We start from the raw sequence: 22,909 nt of genomic DNA, 5'->3' as shown, positions 1-22,909 counted from the left end.
GGTTCTATAAGCCACTGTGAAAAACCACCTTCTTCACTTGTACTGCACGAATAGACGAAACCGAATTCATATGATTTTGGCATGTTTTTCAGGTATGCCCCCGATTTTGACATATAGCGATGAAAAGGTTCTACGCTATTTTCTTTTTCAAAGAAGACAGAGTAATTAGAGTTCCCAGTTATACAACAACCATTACCCTCACAAGCTACCCCCTCAGAGATAGAAACCTCGACCGCTACTTCAGAAGTACTAATTACGGTCGCATCGCCTTTACAAACACATGCGCCAGATGCCATGGCGTTACTAGAAATTATAAATAGAAGTAGAACTATCGATCTCATAACGGCCTACACATAACGAAAATAGATATGCGGAACCGTTAAGGAAGTTGGCGGTACCTTTGCGCAAGCAAAGGGAATGACAACTTTTAGGTTTCCGCATCATCGGGTTGTTATTTGTTGCTCGTGGCATTGTGTACAAATCCACTACAAATATCTTTCTTGCTACTGTCTACCACGATTCGGAGAGAGAAATTAGCAGCTCTAGGTTCGCGGCCTTGCTTCGAAGCGGCTGCGCCGTCCGCATCAACTTCGTTATGCGAGCGTCGCTGAAGCTTCGAAGCTTACACGAAGGTCGAACCGTTGACTATGGGCTCCCCCGCCAATACTGTTTTTTTATACAGCACCCCAATAATCATCTGCTATTCTTAACGGAACCCTCACAAAACTGGAGCGAGCGACCAATAACGCCGCCATAAAAGGCGAGCAACTTGTTGCGAGTCCAGCGCTGGAAGCGCGGTTTTTAATGGCTTTGTTATTGGGCTTTTAAAAACCATAGACTTCCTGCGCAGATATTTCACAACCATTAAACTCACTATAGTAAGTATTGTTTTTTGGCAAAGGGACATCTCGGATCCGCTCCTCGCTTGGAGTAATAAAAACTGCTAAAACAGGTCTCTGCCAATACTTTTCGTTTTCTACTCTCTTAATACGTCCATACGGAACACAAAGAGAGAATGTACCGCCAAGACCACTCTCCGCATCTTTTTCTCCGTAGTGCATTATCTCAACATCTGGAAGACTCGGATACCTAAACTCTTGCAACTCGTTAGCAGGGATTATGATAGATCGTCCGCCAGTAGATATTGATAAAAGCTCAATGTAACCATCCCCATTAACTTTCATATTTATTTGGGTATTACCAAAAGGTGGAAATAGCTCGTATTCCAGAGAAATCTTTTTAGCGTATGCTTGAGAAGGCTCCCAGGCTAGAGCTTTGGAGCAAACTAACATAAACAATAAGCTAATAAGTACATTTAATTTCATGTTCAATATCTTGGTTAGATGTGGCAGGCCCAATAACGTTGCCAACAGGGGCGGCCGAAGCAAAGCGTAGGCCGTCCAGCCCAGCTGTCAGCTGGGCAATCCTGCTTGGCCTGGTTAAGAGGCATTTTTATTGCGATGCCACAACAAAAATAACAATATTAGAATTAGTGTATAAGATAACCCCATAACAACTACACTTCCCTCCAACTTACTTTGTGAACGACCTAAATAATCATACAAAGTGAATGGCACTGCAATGGGGCTAAAAAATAAGGCCATACTTTCAAAGTGGCTTTCTGAATGCTGGAAAAGACTAATAGCAACACCAGATAAATACCAACCAAATGCTCCAATTAAGTACCAGGTTGCACTATATTTAATCAGTCTCAAATTTGCCTCTTAACGCTGAGCTCTGGGGCGGGCTACTTTGTGTTCATTTTATGCAAATATGCGAGCGCAGCAAGCCGCATAAAATATGCACAAAGTAGGCTGTCCCTCAGCAGCGAATTGTTATAGCTGGAGCTTGCCCTGCCGCTTGAGCCAAAGCGCACGCTCCTGCTCTTTTGATAATTTTGGCCTTGTAATTATGAGGACTATAAACATGTTCATAGGGCCGATGAAAAAAGTAAACGGATTTCCTGTTTCATACAGCAATAAAGGTCCAAGTAGAAATAATAAACCGGCAGGGATAAGCCTAAGTTTCACACTATGCGCGCTTATCGCCAACCTAACAAAGCCTCCAAGGACTGCTCCTGGAATAACCCACCCCAAAATAGAGATAAACAATTCTGGTGCAGCATAAAAAACTGCCAAAGTTGGAAAAATCCCAATAATTGTAGCAATCAACATACCCCAAAAGCTTTCTTGTTTTTTCAGGCTTCGCAATATTTCTTTTTCTTTTTTATACTCTTCTTCTTTCATCTCTAGCTCAACCACTCATTTAGCCATAACGCCGCCAGCAGCGGCGGCCGTAACGTTTTTAGCGCGAAGCGCGTTGTGTAGGCCGTCCGGCGGAGGCGCGCAGCGCCGGAGCGTACTGCCTGGCTTGGTTAGCACTGACGCTGCCTATTTGCTTTGTTTAAGTCTTTAATGCCCGGAGCATTAGCCACAAGCTTTTTACCTAAAGCATCGGGTAATCCGATGAATAGGGTTGCGCTACTATCCCAGCATACAATTTCAAACTGAGAATCTTGAAGTTGTTTTTCTGGCTCTCCTTCCCAGAACTCAGGATTTCCATCGGCAAATGGTTTGTCTGTGGTAAATGGCTCAGTTCCTTTTGGAAATGCAGAAAGAACAGACCAAACAAACTGATAGTCATATTCCTTAAGCTTTACGGCTAGCTCTTCACCACGCACCCATGAGGGATCATCCAGCTCGGGCCAAGCTCCTTCTATATCGGAGATATGCCAATCATAATCTTTGGGATCGATTTCAAGCCAACGAGCCACATCATTCATGCTCGTATAGAAATCAACTTCCGATGTATTTTCCTGTATGTAGTTCATGGTTTGTTTTGAGTGCTAACGAAAATAGATATGCGGAACCGTTAAGGAAGTTGGCGGTACCTTTGCGCAAGCAAAGGGAATGACAACTTTTAGGTTTCCGCATCATCGGGTTGTTATTTGTTGCTCGTGGCATTGTGTACAAATCCACTACAAATATCTTTCTTGCTACTGTCTACCACGATTCGGAGAGAGAAATTAGCAGCTCTAGGTTCGCGGCCTTGCTTCGAAGCGGCTGCGCCGTCCGCATCAACTTCGTTATGCGAGCGTCGCTGAAGCTTCGAAGCTTACACGAAGGTCGAACCGTTGACTATGGCCCCCCCCCGCCAATACTGTTTTTTTATACAGCACCCCAATAATCATCTGCTATTCTTAACGGAACCCTCACAAAACTGGAGCGAGCGACCAATAACGCCCGCAACAGGGGCGACCAATGCTATGCACGTTTTGCGCGAAACTGGGAGCGCAGCGACCCGCACAAAACGTGCATAGCGTTGGGCGTCCCGCGGAGGCCCGAAGGGCCGTAGCATACTGCTTGCGTTTGTTATGCATTTTTTGGAGCTCTAGGACGAACCGCCCCACCCAAATATGCACCCAACAATGACGCGACTACGAGCGAAGCCCCGTAAAGTAGTTTCAAGTAAAATGGAGCATCTGAGAAGTTCAGCAACCCAAACAATACAAACGAAGGCAAAACTTGCAATAAAGCAAGACCGAAAGCGGCCTTTCTGAATAAATAACCTGTAATAAGCCCCATCACTAAAAACATGAATTGGACCGGGCCTGCAAATATCAGAAATTCGCCGCCGAAAATTTCCGCAAGATGATTGGACAATTTCTGTGCATAACCGATGAATGGCGGCCAGAAATACCAGATTAGGACAACCCCTAGCCCAATAATAAAATGAATTAATGGTGTAAGACGCTTCATGCTTACTCCAGCTTAGATTTCGATCTCAGATGCATAACGTTGCCAGCAAGGGCAGCCGAAGCAAAGCGTAGGCTGTCCAGCCCTGCCTCCGGCTGGGCGATCTTGCCTGGCCTGGTTATAGCTGGCGCGCACTGAACAACCTAATTGCTCTTTGCCAGCCACCTTTGGCTGGCCACTGCCCGATAAATTTGCAAGGGAAAATACCATACTTTCCCAACCAATTAACTATCTGACTGGCACTCCACAATGAAGCAGCTGGCTTACAGAACTTGTTGGCTTAAAACGAAGGCACTTGAACGAAACTGTGGTACCAGTTTGCAGGAGAACTCTCTGGCGAAGCATGTTTAGGTAGGGATTGTTACTTGCAGCAACTACAAACTATCTAATAATTGACCGCCACAATAACATTTATATAGTGATCATCACGACCACTATTATCTTGATTACTATTTCAGATGCAAATTCCCGCCATGGCTCTGACTTCCCCTCAAAAATCAACTAGATACAATCAAGTGGCACCATCTTCACAAATGGAAAAATGGTCATCATGACCACTATCAAAGATTTCTTGCCGCATCCAACCCGTTGATTTCATTAGGCTTTCATCACCAATCTACAAATACTCAGAAATAACGGTCACGACGACCGAAATCTCTGGTCTGTTTGGGTCACGAAATGGATATAGGTTTCAAATTTGAAATTATTGAACGCTGGAACTACTAACTGGCACTCAAGCTGGGGGCCATTTCTTAGCTCCCGGCTTTGAACTCTCAGCTTTATTTCCAGTAAAGAAAAACCCCTTGTCCAACTGTCGATCTCAGAGCAAGGGGTTTTAATGTATTAGTATTTAAATTAAGCCGTTAGGCAATCCGACCTGCACGCAGCCATTCAGATACGCAGAAAGCCAGCTCCAGCACTTGGTCGGCATTCAGTCTTGGGTCGCATTGGGTGCGATAGCAGCTGGCAAGATCCGCTTCGGAAATTTTCCAAGCGCCACCGGTGCACTCAGTCACATGTTCACCGGTCATTTCCAGGTGGATACCGCCGGGGTGACTACCTTCGGACCAGTGTACCGAGAAGAAGTCACGGATCTCTCGTAAAACTTTATCAAAATCGCGGGTTTTGTAGCCATTGCCAGCTTTTACCGTGTTGCCATGCATGGGGTCGGTACTCCAGACCACAGAGCGCCCCTCTGCTTGCACTGCACGCACCAGTGCGGGCAGCTTATCGGCGAGGATATCGGCTCCCATACGGGTAATTAAGGTAAGGCGGCCAGCTTCGTTCTCAGGATTGAGCTTATCGATCAAGCGCAGCAGCTCATCAGGCTGCATATTGGGGCCGACTTTTACGCCGATAGGATTGCAAACCCCGGAGAGGAATTCCACATGGGCACCATCCAGCTGGCGAGTTCGCTCACCAATCCAGAGCATATGCGCAGAACAGTCATACCATTTACCGGTGAGGCTATCGGTGCGAGTGAGCGCCTGCTCGTATTCCAGTAATAGTGCTTCGTGTGAAGTGTAAAGCACCGTCTCTCGAATTGCGGGAGTATTTTCTGAGGTAACACCGCACACCGCCATAAATTCCAGCGCTTCTTGCAGGCGCTCGGCTAAGAGTGCGTATTTTTCACGCTGCGGATTGTTTTTAAGAAAGCTCAGGTTCCAACCATGCACCTGGTGTAAATCAGCCAGGCCGCCCTGGGCGAAGGCGCGCAGCAGGTTGAGAGTCGCCGCCGACTGGTTATAAGCGGTGACCATACGCTGGGGATCTGGCTGGCGAGCTTCCGTAGTAAAGTCGATACCGTTGATAATATCTCCACGGTAACTTGGCAGCTCAACACCATTAATCGTTTCTGTATCGGCAGATCGGGGCTTGGCATACTGGCCGGCCATCCGTGCCACTTTTACTACGGGTAAATTACCTGCAAACGTCAGTACTACAGCCATTTGCAGCAGCACTTTAAATGTATCGCGAATGCGGTTTGCGTTGAAATCGGCAAAAGATTCGGCACAGTCGCCGCCCTGTAACAAAAACGCCTTACCCTCCGCTACCTGGGCCAATTGACGGCGCAGCTCACGCGCTTCGGCAGCAAATACCAAAGGTGGGTGGCCAGCTAACTGTTTGGCAACCTGGGCAACATCATCGGTGGACGTGTATTTGGGCTGTTGGTGTGCGGTGAAGTTTCGCCAGCTCTGCGGGGTCCAGATTTGGGTGGGGGATTCAGACACTGGGACTCCTAGCTCAACTTCCATCTTTCACTCTTACTTCTTTGGGTAAAACTTAAGGGTGAGCAATACGCTCACCCCCAAATGTGCCGAATTTACAGCACGCTGGCAACTGCCTTGCAGAAGTATTCCATATTGTTGGAGCTCAAACCGGCAATACTGATGCGGCTGGAGTCCACCATATAGATGGAATAGTCCTTCTGCAGCTGCTGCACCTGCTCTGGACTAATGCCCAGGAAGGAGAACATGCCTTTCTGCTGGCGGATAAAGCCGAAATCACCAGCAGCTCCGGCAGCGGCCAAGCCTTCTACCAAACCGGCGCGTAGCCCGTTGATACGTTCACGCATCTCGGTCAATTCCGCTTCCCAGTTCGCTTTAAGGCCTGCATCTGTAAGGATAGATTCCACAATCGCTGCACCGTGGGAAGGTGGCATGGAATAGTTCCCACGAATGGCACTCAGCATCTGGCTATGGCCTTTATCAGCGCTCTCACCGTTGGCATAGATCACCATCGCCAGGCCTACACGCTCACGGTAGAGGCCGAAGTTTTTAGAACAGGAGGCTGCCACTAACATCTCGGGCACAGATTCAGCCATCAAGCGCAGACCATAGGCATCGTCTTCCAAGCTTTCGCCAAAGCCCTGGTAGGCCATATCGATAAATGGGGTGAAGCCCTGTTTTTGCGCCATTTCTGCCAGTACTTTCCACTGCTCGCGAGAAAGATCCGCACCGCAGGGGTTGTGGCAGCAGGCGTGGAACAGAACCACATCACCCTCACCCACGTTCTTTAGGGTCTCCACCATTTTGTCGAATTGCAAGCTGCTGGTAGCGCGGTCGTAATAAGGATAACTCTTGATGTTGAGGCCAGCGTTACCAAGAAGAGGAACATGGTTTGCCCAGGTAGGATCGCTCACCCAAACCGTGGCCCCGGCCTTGGCGCGATTGATCAGCTCTGCCAGAGCGCGCAGGGCTCCACATCCACCGGGGGTTTGCGCTGAGCGCACTCGGCCTCCAATCATGGCCGGATGCCCAGCGCCCAGTATCAGCTCCTGCATCACCGAATTAAACCCTGGGGTACCCGCAGGGCCAATATAGGCTTTGGTTTCCTCGCTTTGCAGTAAGCGAGTCTCTGCCTCTTTTACCGCCTGTAAAACGGCAGTGTGGCCGGCCTCATCCTTGTAGACCCCTACCCCAAGGTCAATTTTGCTGGGGTTTTCATCCGCACGGTAGCTGGCCAGCAGGCCGAGAATTGGGTCTGGCGGTAGGCTGCTTAAATGCTCAAACATTTGAAAACTCCTTTATTTATCCTATTTATTGGTCTATCAAGCCGCGCTCGGACCACTCCTTAGCGCGAACCATCAGTTTTTCGATAATGCCATCCAGTTGCTCCCGCTCCTCAGAGGAGAGCGAGGCGATCAAATCATTTTCATACTGCTGCGCGAGCGGCACTATGCGCGCATACACCTCACTCCCCAGCTCAGACAGATTCAAAACCTGACGACGGCGATCCGCAGGATCTTCACTGCGAGTGATGTAATCGTTCTTCAGTAGAGAGGAAACAGCGCGGCTAATGGCCACTTTATCCATGGCTGTCTGCTCCACCAGCTCAGCGGCGGAAAGATCTGGAAAGCGCCCGAGAATGGCCATCACCCGCCAGGCAGGAATGGTGAGATGGAAGCGCGCACCATACGCTTGAGAGATGGCGTTACTCACGCGGTTCGAGAGCACCGAAAGGCGATATGGCAAGAACTTCTCCAGGCGCAACTCATCCTGCTTTACCGCCGCATCCGGCGCATTGTGGTCATTGGTCATGGCTGCTCTCACACCTGCCTATCTTCGAACCCCGGTTGTACCAGATGTCCAATTTAACTAACATTGGTTTCAATTGTAACCACTGCGCGCGCGAATGTTGCGCAGCAACATCCTGGAGCACCGGACAAAATTGGTCGCACAGTATAGGGTTTTCAGCGCCATTTTTGTTACCAGTCTGCCGGTTAAACGCAAAAAACATGCGTGGCAGTCCATCGAGTTGATCAATGTTCCGCCAGCCGCCCTGCGAGCAAGATGCGAGGCCGCCCATGAACAAGTGGATTCGCTTTCCCCGTGTTGAAGGGAAGACCAGCCGACAGGCCCATGCAGATTTCCCGGCCAATACCTTTGAGAGGGAAATGGGCAAGGAGGGCTTTTTTGGCCCCTGTACGCATTTCTACCATAGCCATCCCCCCACAGGCTGGAGCCAATTCACAGGCCCACTGCGACCACACGCCTTCGATAGCACCAAACTGCAACATTCAGGCGATAGCCCCTGGGACCAGAAACCCCTTCTGCGCAATGAAAATAGCCTGGTGGGCCTGTGGATTTGCCGGGAACCCATGGACCATTTAATACGCAATGCCGATGGCGACCAACTTCTCTTCGTCCACAACGGCAGTGGGAAGCTGTTCTGTGATTTTGGCCGGCTGAGTATCCGCGATGGTGACTATATACTCCTACCGCGCGGGACCATGTGGAGACTCTCCCCCACCGAAAACGAGCCCCTGGAATTACTGCTGATCGAGGCAAGCGGCGGGCATTTCCAGCTCCCAGAGAAGGGGATTCTCGGCCCCAATGCTATCTTTGACGAGGCAATCTTGGATGTGCCGAGCATCGACGAAGCCTTTCTCGCCCAACAGGGAGACACCCAGTGGCAGGTAGTGGTGAAGGCACGCCAACAACTCTCCAAGATCACCTACCCATTTAACCCACTAGATGCCACTGGTTGGACCGGTGACAACCTCGCAGTAAGAATCAATTGGAGAGATATTCGCCCAGTAATGAGTCATCGCTACCATCTGCCCCCCTCTGCCCATACCACCTTTGTGGGCCCGGGCTTTGTCGTAGCCACTTTTGTGCCGCGCCCCATTGAGAGTGATCCCGGCGCTCTAAAAGTGCCGTTTTTTCACAGTAATGACGATTACGATGAGCTTATCTTTTACCACCGCGGCAATTTTTTCAGCCGGGATAATATTCACCCCGGCATGCTCACATTGCACCCTATGGGATTCACCCACGGGCCCCACCCAAAGGCATTTGCCACCGGCGTAAAACATGCTCGCAAGGCAACCGATGAAGTGGCGGTAATGATCGATAGCCGCACCCCATGGGATATACTGCCGGATGCCGAGGCGATAGAGTTTGAAGATTACGTGAACTCCTGGAAAACGCCACAATAACAGGGGAAAGAATTAATAAATTAATCGGCAGCTTTCCCAGCCGCCACCATAATGACTGACAATAAAGGAAAGAGAATGGACCTTTACGGATACTTCCGCTCCTCCGCAAGCTACCGAGTGCGTATTGGGCTTAATTTAAAGGGCCTGAGCTATAACTATCTCCCAGTCAATCTAGTGAAAGGCGATCAACACAGCGAGCAGTATCGCCAGTTAAACCCCCAGGGGCTTCTGCCAACGCTCAATGACGGGGACATCAGCCTCACTCAATCTATGGCTATTTTGGAGTGGTTGGAAGAAACTCACCCAGAGCCAGCGCTCTTGCCCAGAGATGCCGAGGCTCGCGCCCATATTCGAGCCCTGGCACAAAGCATTGCCAGCGATATCCAACCCCTGCAAAACCTCCGCGTGCTCAAATATCTGGTTTCTGAATTCAAAGTGACTGAAGAGCAGAAAATTCAGTGGATTCAGCACTGGATTCACTTGGGATTTGCCGCCCTGGAGAAGCAGCTAGAACCCGCGCCTTTTGCCGCTGGTGACACCCCTGGGCTTTTTGAGTGCTGCTTACTGCCGCAGGTGTATAACGCCGAACGTTTTGGTATGGATATGAATCAGTACCCCAAAATACAAAAGATCACCCAGGCCTGTAACGAATTAGCGGCCTTTATTGATGCTCACCCCGAAAAACAGCCCGATAGCACTGTATAGTCTATTTAAGTAAGCCAGATCCCGGCTTATCCGGGCTCTGGCTTACATGAATATCCAGTCATAAAACTCTTAACAAAACTCAACTGTTATCCCAGCTTTTACACTTGCCCACCATAGCGCGCAGTGGTTAAGATTCTGCACATAGGCAATAAAATATAACCACCGCAGTATCTATCACTGAGATCAAAAAATGCAGCCTGAGCAAGCAACTTCTGCAAGAGAGAAGGAAGCCATCGAGCATGTAAGAAAGCTCAAAGGCTTTTACCAACACCTAATTACTTATTTGATAGTGATTGCTGGACTTTTAATAGCTAATTTAATCCTCACTCCAGAGTACCTTTGGTCTCTCTGGGCAGCCCTTGGTTGGGGCATCGGAATCGCCTCCCACGCTGTGCGAACTTTTAAACCTTTTACATTGTTTGGGCCTGAGTGGGAGAAAAAGCAGGTAGAGAAAAGATTAAAAAAGAAGCCTTAAGTCAAGACACAGCCTTACCGCTTCAAGCCTGGTTACACTCTCCTCCGTGTACACCTTTATAAAAGATCTACAAACCATTTTAATCAGTGCAGGCGCTCTTTAGTTATTAACGCCTCGAGAGAGCAGGCTTGCTAAATTTAACCCACTAGTCGCCGAAAAATCCAAACGCACAGTCTGTTCTCTAGAATAATGCTTTTAAATAAAAATCGAAAAGCATGGTCAATGCCGTGAAAATATAACATCTTATTAGATGTCATATCATTTTCACATACCCATACTAATATTGCCGCCCTATCAATTAGGGCAGCCTTATAATAACAGTCGAAATGGATATCCTTATGCCAAATAAAGTTAGTTTTTCATTTTTATTTCCCCTACTCTTATTTTTTTGTGCAAGCCCACAAGCAAGCATCGCTTCTACACCAAAATTAATAGCGGAACTCCCTCAAGATGATCACCGTATCGACCAACTCTACTACCTCCAGCCTCACAACAGTTATGAGCGCCTTGCAACTGAAGAATCTCTTACGGATTGGCTGGATAAGGGCTTTCGCTCGTTGGAACTGGATGTTGTTGACCACGGTCCCTGGCAGGGTAGTAATCATGGGCCCTATGTAGCCCACGGCCAGAGTGATATCGGCAATCATATGTGTCGTAGTAATGGTGACAATGATCGACTGGTTCATTGCCTTGATGACATCAAGGCATGGCTTGACAACAACGAACTCAATGCACCGCTAATGCTATATATTGATATGAAGCCAGACAGTAATTGGTTCGCTGCCTGGTATGACGATGAGATATATGTGTTGGATCAATATATCAAGCAACAGTTGGGAGATTTGCAATTCAGCTACCAGGACTTACTAGCACATCTACAGGCAAGCTCCCCCTCCTCCGACTATCGAAACACCCTAAAGAATATAGGTTGGCCTACTTTGGGCGAGCTGCAATCGCAGAATAAGAAAGTCCTCGTCATGTTTACCGGTGGCCAGAGTGGCAACGTCAATGATCGTATGGAATCTGCACTGGATAACTACCCATTACATGCCTTCCTCTGCCCTGATGTAGATACTGCCGATCCTGAAGAGTTTTCTGGCAATATAGATTCCATGGATTCCAGCAGCTCCCAGAAGGTATTTTGCGGTAATGTAAAAGCCGGCGATCACTACCAAATAACAGCCAATGAAGCGGCGAACAGTAAACAATTGATGCATTTGTGGAGCAGCTCTGGCGATTTCAGCAATACAGATTTTGGCTATTCCTATATCGCGGCTGCACACGGCGCTACCGCTATTGGCATGGATCCAAATACCGTCAATGACACGCCGAGCCATACCAGCCAAGCCATACCCTTTGTCGGTGTGCGAAGAAGCCTACCTGGTTATTTTCGTATTCAGTCCAGCCAAAACCCAAATTTCTGTATGAATGTTTCTCAAGGCTATGGCAATGGCTCCAACCTGACCTTGGCCAACTGCAACTCGAGCAACGAACAGCAGTTTGTCTACACCGCTGAGGGACAGTTAAGACCTAAAGGCAACAATAAATACTGTGTCGACTACAACACGGGCTCTGCAGACAATGGTGATAAAATGCACCTGTGGGATTGCGATGGTGGCAATTCAGAAAAATGGCAGGTACAGGAAAGCGGTATTATTCAAAATCGCGACAAAGATTGGCAATACTGTATTGATACACCAGGGGCAAGTGCCGACAATGGAGAACAACTTCAAATTTATAGGTGCAACAGTAGTGACACTGGTCAGAAATTTTCCCTGAATGCTGTGAATGAATGGAAACAAACAAGCTTTTAAGTATTACTTTTTATTCAGACTCTCAGGAATCAAGTATAAAGAAGAGTATTGTTGCAGTTAGTAAAGGCGTCGGTCTTAAGATTGATCAAAGATCGACAGCCTTACAGTAGAAGCACCAGTTAACTCGGGCATGTAGAAATCTCTTAACATGCCCAGTTAATCAGTAATTAGTTCAGTTCGCCAGCTTCACACTGCCCCCAGTCACCGAAGGTGCCGTCAACTGCGACTAGGTTTCATAGATAAAGGTAGTTATATAATGGAGTAATGTAGGGCAAATTAGTTAAATGCTAATATACAAAGGACATGATATCTCAGCACCATTAGTCATCAGACTCTTACCACATAATCCAACTTACTTTCTTGATTAACATCAATTTCCACCTCGTTTTCTACATAAAACAATCCCACTAACGATACCTAAAAAATATTCATTATACCCACCCAAGAAATTAGTGGGCACCCATTGCATTTATAGATATAGTGCTTAAAAGGACTAAAAAGGAATAAAGATGTACGAGGTAGTACTTTTTTTGCATTTGCTAGGTGCAACTATTTGGACTGGGGGGCATCTGGTGCTGGCATGTACAATCCTCCCTTCCGCCCTAAGAAGTCAGGATATAGAATTTATCTCAAGGTTCGAAAGCAGCTATGAAAAAATTGGTATCCCTGCCCTTCTTGTACAGATTATTTCTGGCATCTATCTAGCTTTCAATCTCTTGCCCGATATATCCCAGTGGTTTAACTTCTCGAATCCGGTTTCGAGACTTATTTCATATAAGCTAATCATATTGGGCTGTACATTCCTTCTTGCTATTGACGCAAGACTCAGGATTATTCCGCATCTTTCCACCAGAAACCTAAAAGCACTCGCTTATCATATAATTCCAGTAACACTTCTCTCCGTTCTATTCGTATACGTAGGAATTTCCTTCAGAACAGGCTGGCTATATTAAACTATCATTTATTGGTTCAGCAACTAACTACCCGGCGTAAGTACAAGTTAATCACTCACTTATTGAAACCCCACAGAATAAAAGCTTAACTAGTTAATGAGGACTGCTTAACAGCAGCCCTCACACTCAATCAATTAGATATACAAATATTGAATTTTAGATTAATTAAAATCAAGGTAACGAATTAAAAAACTTCTTCCAAATGCTTTAAAAAGGGTACCACGGTTTGATCTCTCACAGCTGGGTACATATCTCGATCAATAGTAATATGATCCAAATTGACCCAACTTTGAGCATACCAACCTAGATTGATATCTTCTACTGCATAGACAAAAGAGTGCACCCCTGTAAATTCAATAACTTCGTCACCGCCTGCCAGTTGACGGATGTATAAATTGTCCTTATAGGGGAACTGAGCATTGAGATCAGTATAGTAGCTCAAATAAGTTGAGTTTTCGGGGTTACGGAAAAAAGAAGAAGTTACTCCCATTTCATTCTGATCCCATTTACAGACGCCATCAAAACTATGAACAATAGTTCGAATGCTACGAAAGTCCGGATCATTGCGCAGAGCCTTTGCCAAGCGCATTGCTAAACAACCACCTCTGGATGATCCCGCCAAGTAGATGCTTTCAAGATTGGAAGCATAAGCTTTTGACTTTAACCAATTAAGGTAGGCACTTTCTATACGAGATTTCTCACCACTATTCACCATATAGTTAAATTGTGCATCAAAAGCTACGGCAAAGAAGGTGTCATCTGCTGGAAAATACTCTGAATCCAAAACCTGCCGGGCAAGCGAGCGGCCATCTATGCTTCTGGAACAGGATTTTTCTGAGATACCACAGTTTCTTTTAAAATTATCTCCTTGGCCTGTTACCGCACTTTCAGAGCCGTATCCCGGAGGCTGTTGTCCAGCTGCAATAAATACCAAATTTCGCACATCTTCTCGTTCTGGCTGCCGTACTCTTGCAATCTGAGTGTATGATTGGTAAGTATTACTGACACCTTCTTGCTCCCAAGCTAGATACTCAGATTGAGTAGCTTGCTGGGTACACCAAAAGTTTTGACAGTAGCGGACACGCTCCAAGCTCACCGATAAATCTGATTTAGGCTCAAATGCCTTAGCTTGAATAGAGCCCCAAAAAAACACCCAACAAGCTAAAATCCTTATTATTTGATTATTCATTTTTCACCATTTTCAATATGACCATTCTTATATTTAGAAGGTTAAACCCTCCATCCAATCAAATAAACCAACCCCTTATCTGACCGCAGATGATTTTAACAGACGAAATGCCACCAAATAGAGAAACCAATAAAAAAACAAATTTTAAATTTTCAAATAAGAAAAGATCAAATCCAAGACAAAAAATACAAAAATAGGAAAGACCTAAACAACAAATTGATAAGCAGCCAACAGTATTTTCCAGCACTTAAAGAGCCCTTAATTTAGCCAAGACAGCTAAAAAACCATCGACTTATTTAAGGAAACATAATCGCCGACCAACCCTTCAGAACACCTGAATACTATGTAAATAATTATATTTTTTACCCAACCTCAAGAAGAAAGCAAAAGCAGTGGACCTCACCCCAACAGGTAACGCCACACGACCTTTCATGCTTTAATTTCGATCGTAACGTAACATACAGCACGAACATCTTAATTGATAGCAAGGTAGTGTAATGGGCGTTAACTCGTACATCATTACTAAAAACTGAATCTAGTTGCACTATGCCCAAGTAACTCCAGCTAGCAACTCATAGCAACTATATTCCAGGTGTATCACTCTGCGACGCCTAGGGAATAAAGCTCTATCAGAAGCATGAAGAATATGAGGATACATAATTAGTGCAGAACCGGATTTTGCCTCACAGGCAACTGGATCATGCTCTTTAACATATTGATATATTTCTTCTTTCTTCAAAATTCCATGTTGCTGGCTGCCAGGAATAAGCTTTAAGCAGCCATTATTAGCATCAGTATCATCCAGATGAATACGGATCGTAATCATTTGCTTAAGAACATGTAGAGGAGGCTGCACATGGTGAAAGCCATCCTTAACACTCCAGGGGCCCCATCCAGACTTAGTAAATTTTGAAGAGACCGCTACAGTCTTATCCTGATGCCAAGTAACAAACCAGTTACATTTTTCATTTTTATCAAATAGGATACTCCTTACCAATCGAGGGCGCTGAATTAAGTACCTCTGCGCTAAATTTACAATCAAGTCCGATGTTGCCAAGGCCGCTATAGAGCTATGCTTTTTCTCTACATTGCGTATGCCTCCCGTCCCCCTAGCGAGCTTTAAATCTTCAAACTCATTTTGAAGAACCTCAAGCTGGCCTTCCGGAAAGATGTCATTAATTAAGGAATAACCTTTTTCCAAATCGATCATTATTTAATAACCACAAAAAGGAGTCCGGATTTTATGTACAGCTCACCCAACGAGCGAAATATTACCGACCAGAAAGTGGTTTCTAGCTGGAATTTTTATTTCCGGAAACTTTTGTTTAGGCTTTCCCCATTTACGCATAGACACTACCCGCATTTTGTGGTTTAGACTCTAAAGATCATCTTTGCCAGCTCATAATACATGAGGAATTGTTCCACGTTTCATATTACCTACCCAGCAACACACTCCTTAATAGCGTATGGCACTGACACTGCTGCACTTGGAACACCAAAGCAACTGCGAGCCAAGTCAGGGCTGGAAAAAGGTGCTCCGTGTCACACTTTTAACGTGGAATCCGTGCTAAATTCAACCCATTCAAGTCGAGGTCAGCTTGATTGATTGCCGAGCCGTTTTACGGTGGCTTTCGCGCTGTAAGGTAGTAACAACTCAATCTATATTGATGTATGCCCAGTAGAACTCAATACCCATCAGCAGATAATAAGCAGTATGCCCTCCACAACAAAAAGTAAATATTCACTTACAAATTACACCTTAATGTATAAGTAAGAATGTGACGTTATGTCGAGCAATCCCAGCAATTCATCGTCACTAGAATTAGGTAGTAGGACTATTTTTGTACAGTTAAAGGTTGTGGGTTCAGTTTTGTAAATTGCTTGGTGTGCTCACTGTTGTCATGCTCCCATACTGGCCTAAATTAATTTTCTAGCCTGGCACAAACCGCCTGTGAAAAAGTTGAATCTACTAAGAGTAGGTATGAAAAATCTACTAGAGATTTATGTACAGGTGAAACCATAAGTACGTAAATTTTCTTGCTGAATGAAATGTGTATTTCAGCCAAATTCTCCAATACCAAGAGCATGGATAAGAGATAAAGATGGTTTAATAATAGAAAATATTTGCTTAATGGCACCCATGTTTCTGTGAAAAAATGAACATATATCTTTTGCCATCGAGAGATTACGGTTCACGCATTGAGCTTTCGTGATTTTTCGACTCAATGTATTACCTAGCTTACGGATAAGACTTCAGCCGAGGGCCTGGCTACAAGAGTTTTATAGCTGACTTTTTCCACAACGAAGAGATTTATTTAGATGAGCACTGACAAAAGTAATGACTCCACACCTTTTCTAGCAGGCATGAGCGCTGGTGAACAGCAATCATCTCTCTCGAATTCAGGCGCCAAATCAGTGCTTGGTGAGGGTATCAATTTTCGCGGTGAGTTGATTGGCACCGAAGATCTTCATGTAGAAGGCACCGTAGACGGTACAGTAATTATGGTTGGCCACAACCTTTCTGTTGGTACCGGCGGCGCAGTAACTGCAAACATCCATGCAAAAAATATTGTTGTTGAAGGCACACTGGACGGCGACGCACTTGCCGATGAGTTAATTGAGATCAGAAATACTGCCCAGGTAAACGGCAACCTGATTGCCCCTCGAATCAAACTCGACGACGGTGGTAAGTTCCGTGGCTCTATGGATATGGTAGATACCGACTCCGAAATGAAAGAACGCCACAAGGAATTCTCAGACCGATTGGTGCACCCAGATCTGCCGGCAACGGAAGACAAGCCAGCAAACCGCTCCCAGAACAACTCCTCCTACACTTCTAGCAGCTCAACTGCGAGTGATTCATCCCGTCTATCCGATACCAGCGACTATCTGTTCGGTACCAAGGAGACTGAAGAGGAAACAGTGGAGAGCTGAGTTAACTTCCTCAGTTAATCCTCCATACGAGCCCCGGCTATTGCCGGGGCTCTAGCTTTTGGTGTGAAAGTATGTTGCAGCATCATTCGTTTGGTATTGCCGCCTTGGTGGACGAGGTGATTCAACCAGGTGGTAAAGTATTGGATTTGGGGTGCCTCTCATTTGGCACTACACAAACCTTTTTGGAACTGTCCTGCCAGACATTTATTGAGGATTTACGTAGCCTGCTACTTGAAATCCACTCATTCGACCTGCAGACACGAACTATAAAGTTAACTGAACACCTGACCAGAAAGCCGCAACGGGTAAAACTTGATGTCGTGCTCTGCTGGGACCTGTTCAACTTTATGGAACCCGAGCTTATTGCCCAATTAATTGAGGAAATCCGACCTCACTTAAAAGCTGGCACTGTCTTCCACACAATGCTCTACACCGGCACAATGCCTAAAGCCCCCGCTGACTTCAAGCGTTTGTCCGGCTTCACTTTTAACTCATCCCCCCTAGCACTACCGGAGCCATTACCTACATACCGATACTCTACGCTCAACCTGATGAAAACCATGGGTAACTTTTCTCTGCGCTCCTCTCTCCTGCATAGAAAAGGCATGCGTAAAGACCTTATTGAGCTGATGTTTGAATACGGTAATGTAAAGTCACAAAACGCTATACGTGCGGGGGGAACCTCAGCTGCAATTTCCGCCTTTAGACAAACAAGCCTTACCGAAATCCCTTTGACAGCACTTGATCAAGCATTAATGCACGCCAAGCGCTCTCCCGTCAGTAAAGCTCTGGATGTAGGGAAAAAAGCCGGAAGGAATATGCAGCACCTCCAGCGAGAAGTGGGTGAACTATTTATTTCCGATCTCTATTCTGCAATTCTTTGGCAATGTAGCCGCAAGGTACCCTTTGATAGCGCGGTACAGGCAGCATTACGACAGGCCACCCTGCCTGAAAACCTGGATTGTATTTTACTCTGGGATCTTCTGAATTTCTTTTCCACTGAACAAATTCAGTTAATCACGCATGCGCTATATCAGTATCTCAGCAATGGCGCTGTGATGCATTTTCTGTTGTTCAAGCAAGAGCGACTTCCGGTTAATTGTGGTGTTTTCGAGATTCAGCCATCAGGCCTTGTTGGAACCTATATCCAAGCAGCTGGAAATAAGCAGGCAAAGTTCCGCACTATTACCGATGTAGTGAAAGCACTACCACAAATGAAAGTTCTAAGTCAGGGCACTGGAAGAATACCCAACGGGCCCTTTTATCACGAAATAACAATGCAGAAAGTTGTAAAGGATCAATAATGACCCAGTTTTTCTACCACTGGTTGACTAAGTTATCTCCTGAGCAGGTAACAGACACCTTTCTTATAGTTATGCTTGCCCTTGGCACTATAGCCTTGACCCTTTACCCATTTGGCAAGTTTCCACGCTTCGTAAAAGAAACGCCTTCTCTACTGACCGCTCTTGGAATTCTGGGTACCTTTATCGGTATTATTCTTGGTATCTATGGTTTTGACCTTGCTGATATCGACACCTCAATTTCAGAACTTATGCAAGGTCTGGAAACCGCCTTTATGACTAGCATCTTAGGCCTTTTCCTCTCATTGGTCTTGCGCACTATCTTCCAAATATTCAGCAAAGATCAGCCAACCAAAGCCACTGCAGATGATATTTTGCAAGCGATCAATCACCAGCGCCAGGATTTGGCAAAGTTTCAACACAGTATTAGTGAAGAGGTTCTGCAGTCACTAACTTCAGTTGTGGAGAAGTTTAATCAGGGGCTGAACGCACAAATGGGTGATAACTTACAGCAGTTTATTCAGCAGCTGGAGGCCGTATCCCCTGCCTTGCAAGCATTAATCGATCAGCATGAGCAACACGCCGAGCTTGCTGCAATCTACCGTGAGCAAACTACATCTCTACTGATTGAAATTAACGGTGCGCAGGAGAACCTTCTGCAGTTACATCAACGTATTACTGAATTACCGAAAATCTTTAACGTTATTCCTTCGCTGGTTGAACAGCAGCGCACTCACTCCGAACAAATCTCTGTCATGCTTAATGAACAGCAGGCATCCATTGAAATACTACAAAAATCTATTCCGGATATCGCGCCCAAGTTTGAGTCGATTACCCAGGGAATCGAAAAAGCGAATCAGCAGTTAGGCACTCAAGTTCAACATCTAATCTCCCTGAGTGAAACCCAGGCGAAAGTCTTTGAACAGAGGACGAATAAGGTCGTTGCTCTTGCCGATGTCCTGAATAATATCGACCCCAACCACTTTTCCAACATTATACAAGAGACTGCAAACAGCCATCGTGAATCAATGGTTGAGCTTGCGCAGCTTATTGCCAAGACCCATCAACAGATGATTACTGAGTTATCCCAAGTGATCACTCGTGATTTGACTAATGCAGACGTAAGCATCAAGCGCCAGTATGAGTTACTGGATCAACGCTTACATAGCGAAGTCGAGAGTGTAATGGCTGCGATGGGTGATGCCCTAGGTACCTTGAGCGGTGAGTTTTCACGGGATTTTCGCCAGTTAATCCAGCAAATGAAAAGAATTGACAATCAAGTGAAGCAGGCCGCTGGAGAGGAGCATGTTTGAGAGCGCTCACTCCAACAGTGAATCCAGTGAAAGCCAATGGATCAGCCTATCTGATATGATGGCCGGCCTAATGATGGTCTTTCTCTGTATTGCCGTCTTCGTGATGCGTTCCCTAATAGATGAACGAGCCAAAATTCGAGAACTTGCCGAGTCCTATCGCGATACACAGCTGGCAATTTATCAAACTTTACAACAGGAATTCTCCCGCGACCTTACTCGCTGGGGAGCCTCTCTGGATAAACAGACCCTAGCTATCTCTTTTAACAATAGCGATGCGCTGTTCAAGACTGGTGATTTTACTTTGAGTGACAATGCGCGTGAAATTATGTCCTCATTTGTGCCCCGCTATATTGCTGCACTCACCCCCTATATGGATTCCATTGCTGCAATACAAATTGAAGGTCACACAAGTTCTGAGTGGGGTGAGCAGTCGGCGCCAGAGGAGGGGTATTTTCATAACTTACGTCTTTCTCAGCAGCGGTCACGGGCGGTAATGCAATATGCCCACTCGCTACTATCCCCAAATCAAGCCGTTTTAGTACGTGCAAAAGTTGCAGCCGTAGGTTATTCATCCGCCCGCCCGGTCCTCAATAACAATGGTATTGAGGATCCAGATCGCTCTCGTCGCGTTGCATTCCGAGTAGTGCGAGACTCTGAAAGCCACATTTTGCAGATTCTTGAGGAGGCCCTGTGAAACTAACCGACTTGCGGCCTATTCATAAGCGTCAAAGGCAAAGCCCTCAAAATCTTCTCAATCCCGAAACTATTTGCAAGCCGAGTCGAAATAGCTTGGCGAGCGCCATTCGTTTAGGTATTCAGCTGGACTATTCAGACCTCGATATACTTTCTTGCGGTTGGCGCTACCGGGGCATCCCAGTATTTGTATTTGGTCTTGAGTATTCACCCTCAACACAGGAAGATTCTTTTGGGCAGGTCCATATTTCTCCCAAATGCCCTTCGGTAAGTAATTACCAAGGGCCCCTCTGGGCGAGCAGCGACTTCGCCGCCGTACAAAAATCCTTTCCGCGAGACAACCTAAAGCCTTGTCCGCACTGCTTGCGCCACCTTTATAGTTTGGATATTCCAGATTTACTGCACAAAGACCGCTTTGGTAATGTTACCGCTATCGATTGGTTAATTTACGCACGATACTTTGCCGGTGCAATTTTTGAAAAATACCCACTCTTCTGGCGCAACGGTGAACGCCCACAAAAAGTGACTGCACTATTCACCACTGAACCCCCGAGGTATTCCTGCTCAATTTGTCAGTGCCATATTAATGCCAACGGCTGGGCGATTAACCCTAAGCTGGCTGAACTCAGTAGTCTCCCCAGAGAAATTTGCCTTCTTTGCGCCGAGCGGAGAGCTCGTACTGTATTAGTGGCACCCCCTCAAGCAGCGCTGCGTGCAGCAACCCTGCGCTACGAATCCCTTACCAAACAGTTGGGTAGTGAACCCCAAGCATCCTGGGCAATCGCCGAGCAAGTAGTTCCCGCCTCTTGGCTTCCGCTGATCCAGAAACTGAAAACTTTGATGGGGCCGCCCAAGGTCTTTCAGGTGATCGCTCCGAAAATTTTAGCCGTTTTATCCTGGCCCAGTATGAAACGTGCCATCATTGCTGATAACACCAAAGAAGCAAAACTCCCTTCTCACTATTCCGTTTGGCGCAAAGCCCAAATTGAGCAAGAACTGGGCTTAGGCTGAGCAATTACTTCATAGTGCTGCCTTCGGGCAGCTGGCTTTTACAAACATCCGGCTTCCTCACTCTCAAAATCTATCAAGAAGAAAAACTCTAGAAGATTCTTAAAGTTGTACGCAGGTATTTACTACTGCGGCTTATTTGATTTAGATATAGCAGACCATCACAACTTACTATTTCTAATAACCTTATAAACGCATGACTTAAATAAATTATTTGATATTATTTTTAATAGAAACTCTATTAAATGCTTTTTATCCTATTTATACTCTCAACTTCTTTTACAAGCTATGCACAAGCAGCTTCTTGGTATTGGAGGTTATTAACATCATCATTACTGTATAAATTACCACCAGAAATTTTCTGCATAGGATTTCCCCCTCACAATTACATGCTTTTTAGAAGCTGTTTCATAACTTGAAATCAGTTATTCTTGCGACCTCATGGAATGATAAGACCAGTAAGTGTGAGTAGATTTAAGTCAGAATTAACCGACGCTCAGTGGAAATTGATTGAGCCTTGCCTTCCCCAGCTAAAACGTGGAAAAGGAGGTCCCAAACCCATTGATAACCGTGCATGTTTTGAAGGTATCTTGTGGATTTTGCGCTCAGGAGCACGATGGAAGGATCTCCCCCCATCTTACCCTTCGCCGAGTACTTGCTGGAGAAGGCTCCAGTTTTGGGAAGAGCAAGGCGCTTGGTTGGAGGCTTGGAGAAAATTTCTCGGACAGCTCGATCAAAGATCCCTGCTCAATTGGGAAGAAGTCTTTTCGGATGGTAGCTTTGCTTCAGCAAAAAAAGGGGAGCAGAAGTCGGAAAAACTAAGCGAGGCAAGGGTACAAAGTGGATGGTGGTGGTCGATGGCGAAGGTATTCCATTGGGAGGCACCGTTACTTCGGCCTCACCAGCAGAAGTAAATTTATTACATCCACTACTCGATGTTACCTATGAAAATACAAAAATTCGACGATTGGTGTACGACAAGGCTGCAGATTCTGATCCACTACGCCATAGTTTGGCCCGCCGTGAAATTGACCTAATTTGCCCTCACCGCAGGAATAGAAGAAAACCTTCGAAACAAGATGGCAGAAAGCTTAGGAGATATGTGCGACGTTGGAAAGTTGAGCGAACTTTTGCATGGCTAGGGAACTACCGCCGTTTAGTCGTCAGGTGGGATCGCTACTTATCTTCATACAGAGCTTTTTTCTATATTGCCTGCATGTTAATTACGCTAAAGAAGTTATGAAACAGCTTCTAGGAACTTAAACAAAACGATCTAGTCAGAAATCGAAGTAGTACGCCAATAACCTCGAAATTTCGTACCACTTTTAG

21 protein-coding genes and 1 pseudogene are annotated in these 22,909 nt (G+C 46.0%); 12 read left to right on the top strand and 10 right to left on the bottom strand.

Features of this window, described 5'->3' with window-relative positions; translation table 11 throughout:
• Positions 1-824: 824 nt before the first annotated feature.
• From ACJJIJ_RS04845 to ACJJIJ_RS04810, 8 genes are all read right to left on the bottom strand, one after another.
• Complete coding sequence (locus ACJJIJ_RS04845) at positions 825-1,325, bottom strand: hypothetical protein (protein WP_444938773.1); 501 nt, start codon at positions 1,323-1,325, stop codon at positions 825-827.
• Between the two features lie 114 nt (positions 1,326-1,439).
• Complete coding sequence (locus tag ACJJIJ_RS04840) at positions 1,440-1,715, bottom strand: hypothetical protein (RefSeq protein ID WP_444895879.1); 276 nt, start codon at positions 1,713-1,715, stop codon at positions 1,440-1,442.
• A 120-nt stretch (positions 1,716-1,835) separates the two neighbouring features.
• The gene (locus tag ACJJIJ_RS04835) at positions 1,836-2,246 is read right to left on the bottom strand and encodes a hypothetical protein (protein WP_444938772.1); all 411 of its coding nucleotides are present in this window, start codon (positions 2,244-2,246) and stop codon (positions 1,836-1,838) included.
• A gap of 128 nt (positions 2,247-2,374) precedes the next feature.
• Positions 2,375-2,830, bottom strand: coding sequence for a hypothetical protein (locus ACJJIJ_RS04830; RefSeq protein WP_444938771.1), 456 nt, complete (start codon positions 2,828-2,830; stop codon positions 2,375-2,377).
• 541 nt (positions 2,831-3,371) lie between these two features.
• On the bottom strand, positions 3,372-3,758 hold the full coding sequence (locus tag ACJJIJ_RS04825) for a hypothetical protein (protein WP_444938770.1): 387 nt from the start codon (positions 3,756-3,758) through the stop codon (positions 3,372-3,374).
• An 860-nt stretch (positions 3,759-4,618) separates the two neighbouring features.
• Positions 4,619-6,010: a class II 3-deoxy-7-phosphoheptulonate synthase gene (locus ACJJIJ_RS04820; protein WP_444938769.1), complete on the bottom strand. Its 1,392-nt coding sequence runs from the start codon at positions 6,008-6,010 to the stop codon at positions 4,619-4,621.
• A gap of 68 nt (positions 6,011-6,078) precedes the next feature.
• Positions 6,079-7,269, bottom strand: a complete 1,191-nt coding sequence (locus tag ACJJIJ_RS04815; RefSeq protein WP_444888645.1) for an amino acid aminotransferase — start codon at positions 7,267-7,269, stop codon at positions 6,079-6,081.
• Between the two features lie 25 nt (positions 7,270-7,294).
• Positions 7,295-7,795, bottom strand: a complete 501-nt coding sequence (locus ACJJIJ_RS04810; protein ID WP_444898529.1) for a MarR family winged helix-turn-helix transcriptional regulator — start codon at positions 7,793-7,795, stop codon at positions 7,295-7,297.
• 266 nt (positions 7,796-8,061) lie between these two features.
• Here ACJJIJ_RS04810 and ACJJIJ_RS04805 point away from each other — a divergent pair, with 266 nt between their 5' ends.
• The 5 genes from ACJJIJ_RS04805 (at position 8,062) to ACJJIJ_RS04785 (ending at position 13,142) form a co-directional block, all read left to right on the top strand.
• Positions 8,062-9,195, top strand: coding sequence for a homogentisate 1,2-dioxygenase (locus ACJJIJ_RS04805; RefSeq protein ID WP_252085437.1), 1,134 nt, complete (start codon positions 8,062-8,064; stop codon positions 9,193-9,195).
• A 75-nt stretch (positions 9,196-9,270) separates the two neighbouring features.
• On the top strand, positions 9,271-9,900 hold the full coding sequence (gene maiA, locus ACJJIJ_RS04800) for a maleylacetoacetate isomerase (RefSeq protein WP_252085436.1): 630 nt from the start codon (positions 9,271-9,273) through the stop codon (positions 9,898-9,900).
• 190 nt (positions 9,901-10,090) lie between these two features.
• Positions 10,091-10,375, top strand: coding sequence for a 2TM domain-containing protein (locus tag ACJJIJ_RS04795; RefSeq protein WP_252085435.1), 285 nt, complete (start codon positions 10,091-10,093; stop codon positions 10,373-10,375).
• A gap of 338 nt (positions 10,376-10,713) precedes the next feature.
• Positions 10,714-12,189, top strand: coding sequence for a ricin-type beta-trefoil lectin domain protein (locus ACJJIJ_RS04790; protein WP_444938768.1), 1,476 nt, complete (start codon positions 10,714-10,716; stop codon positions 12,187-12,189).
• 509 nt (positions 12,190-12,698) lie between these two features.
• Entirely contained in the window at positions 12,699-13,142 is a 444-nt protein-coding gene (locus ACJJIJ_RS04785; RefSeq protein WP_444890698.1) for a CopD family protein, read from the top strand.
• Positions 13,143-13,326: 184 nt separating this feature from the next.
• Here ACJJIJ_RS04785 and ACJJIJ_RS04780 read toward each other — a convergent pair whose 3' ends face one another.
• Together ACJJIJ_RS04780 and ACJJIJ_RS04775 are read right to left on the bottom strand one after the other, a co-directional pair.
• Positions 13,327-14,331 carry a hypothetical protein gene (locus ACJJIJ_RS04780; protein WP_444938767.1) on the bottom strand — a complete coding sequence of 335 codons (1,005 nt, stop codon included), beginning with the start codon at positions 14,329-14,331 and terminating at the stop codon, positions 13,327-13,329.
• A 544-nt stretch (positions 14,332-14,875) separates the two neighbouring features.
• A complete protein-coding gene (locus ACJJIJ_RS04775; protein ID WP_252085431.1) occupies positions 14,876-15,541 on the bottom strand; it encodes a phytanoyl-CoA dioxygenase family protein in 666 nt (221 codons plus the stop codon).
• A 1,109-nt stretch (positions 15,542-16,650) separates the two neighbouring features.
• Between ACJJIJ_RS04775 and ACJJIJ_RS04770 the strand changes: the two genes are divergently transcribed.
• From ACJJIJ_RS04770 to ACJJIJ_RS04740, 7 genes and pseudogenes are all read left to right on the top strand, one after another.
• Positions 16,651-17,265 (top strand): bactofilin family protein, encoded by a 615-nt coding sequence (locus ACJJIJ_RS04770; protein WP_252085430.1) that lies wholly within the window; start codon positions 16,651-16,653, stop codon positions 17,263-17,265.
• 71 nt (positions 17,266-17,336) lie between these two features.
• Positions 17,337-18,569, top strand: coding sequence for a class I SAM-dependent methyltransferase (locus ACJJIJ_RS04765; RefSeq protein WP_444938766.1), 1,233 nt, complete (start codon positions 17,337-17,339; stop codon positions 18,567-18,569).
• Positions 18,569-19,879: a MotA/TolQ/ExbB proton channel family protein gene (locus ACJJIJ_RS04760; protein ID WP_444890702.1), complete on the top strand. Its 1,311-nt coding sequence runs from the start codon at positions 18,569-18,571 to the stop codon at positions 19,877-19,879. Before ACJJIJ_RS04765 ends, ACJJIJ_RS04760 begins: the two co-directional genes overlap by 1 nt.
• A complete protein-coding gene (locus tag ACJJIJ_RS04755) occupies positions 19,872-20,573 on the top strand; it encodes an OmpA/MotB family protein (protein ID WP_444890703.1) in 702 nt (233 codons plus the stop codon). The genes ACJJIJ_RS04760 and ACJJIJ_RS04755 overlap by 8 nt, the downstream gene beginning before the upstream one ends.
• Complete coding sequence (locus tag ACJJIJ_RS04750) at positions 20,570-21,583, top strand: hypothetical protein (protein WP_252085426.1); 1,014 nt, start codon at positions 20,570-20,572, stop codon at positions 21,581-21,583. The genes ACJJIJ_RS04755 and ACJJIJ_RS04750 overlap by 4 nt, the downstream gene beginning before the upstream one ends.
• A gap of 443 nt (positions 21,584-22,026) precedes the next feature.
• Complete coding sequence (locus ACJJIJ_RS04745) at positions 22,027-22,494, top strand: transposase (protein ID WP_353505443.1); 468 nt, start codon at positions 22,027-22,029, stop codon at positions 22,492-22,494.
• Positions 22,392-22,823, top strand: a pseudogene (locus ACJJIJ_RS04740) (IS5 family transposase); the annotation flags it as partial. The gene ACJJIJ_RS04745 and the pseudogene ACJJIJ_RS04740, both read left to right, overlap by 103 nt.
• Positions 22,824-22,909: the final 86 nt, after the last annotated feature.

This window comes from Microbulbifer mixtoriginis (SeqCode) (assembly GCF_052467945.1).
This window is presented reverse-complemented; position numbering and strand designations above follow the sequence as displayed.